General features: G+C 70.7%; 1 protein-coding gene. It reads left to right on the top strand.

Translation table 11 applies throughout. The features are described from left to right. A partial coding sequence (locus MJ783_RS16095; RefSeq protein WP_239311273.1) for a glycosyltransferase family 39 protein occupies positions 1–1,020 on the top strand: 1,020 nt, incomplete at both ends.

The following is a 1,020-nucleotide window of genomic DNA, read 5'->3' as shown; positions in this document are numbered from 1 at the left end:
GCAGGTGGCGAAGCCGGTCAGTGCCAGCGGGCGGTCAGCGCCAGCCGGCTGGGCACCGCTGTGGGACCGGTGGATCCGCAGGCTGCTGATAGCCGTCCTGCTGGGTGCGATCGGGGCTGGCGCGTCCCTGCGGTTCGTGACGCCGAGCCACCTCTGGCTGGACGAGTCACTCACCGTCGAGATCTCTCGCAGACCGGTCGGTGGGCTGCTCGACGCGCTGCGCCACGACGGTTCGCCGCCCCTGTACTACCTGCTCCTGCATATGTGGATCAGGCTGTTCGGAACGGGGGATGTCGCTGTCCGGGCGCTGTCGGGCCTCCTGTCGCTGGGCACGCTGCCGGTTGCCTGGATTGCCGGTCGCCGGGTCGGCCGGGTGGCGGCGATGTTCGGCAGCGGTGACGCGGCCACGCCCGGCCGGGTGGGGACGGCGGCCCTGCTGCTGTTCGCGTGTTCTCCGTACGCGATCCGGTACGGAAGCGAGACCCGGATGTACTCGCTGGTGGTGCTGCTGGTGCTGCTGTTCGGGCTGGCGTTGGTGCGGGCGCTGGAACAGCCGTCCCGCCGCCGCCTGGTGCTGCTGACCGTGTCCACCGCCGCGCTGGTCTATACGCATTACTGGACGTTTCTGCTGGTCACCACGGTTGCGGTGTTCCTGGCGGTGCAGGCCCGGCGGCGGCCTTCCTATCGCCGCTCCGCGCTGTCCGCGCTGCTGGCGATGGTTGCCTCGGCTGTGCTGTTCGCGCCCTGGATGCCGTCGTTCCTGTTTCAGATGCTGCACACGGGCACCCCGTGGGCGGCGCGGGTGCAGGCCCAGGTGCTGCTGGACACGGTGTTCGACTGGGCCGGGCCGACATCGACGGGTGCGCTGCTCGGAGTCGTTCTGCTCGGAGCCGCGCTGCTCGGCCTGACCGGCCGGCCGCAGGACGACGGGCTGCACATCGTCCCGACCGGGCGGCTGCCAGGACGCTACCTGGTCGCGTTGTGGCTGGTTCCGCTCGCCCTCGCCTACCTGGTCAACAC

Source organism: Protofrankia sp. Cj3, assembly GCF_917627355.1.
GTDB lineage: Bacteria > Actinomycetota > Actinomycetes > Frankiales > Frankiaceae > Protofrankia.
The sequence above is the reverse complement of the archived record's forward strand: the minus strand, read 5'-3'. Positions and strand labels throughout refer to the sequence as shown.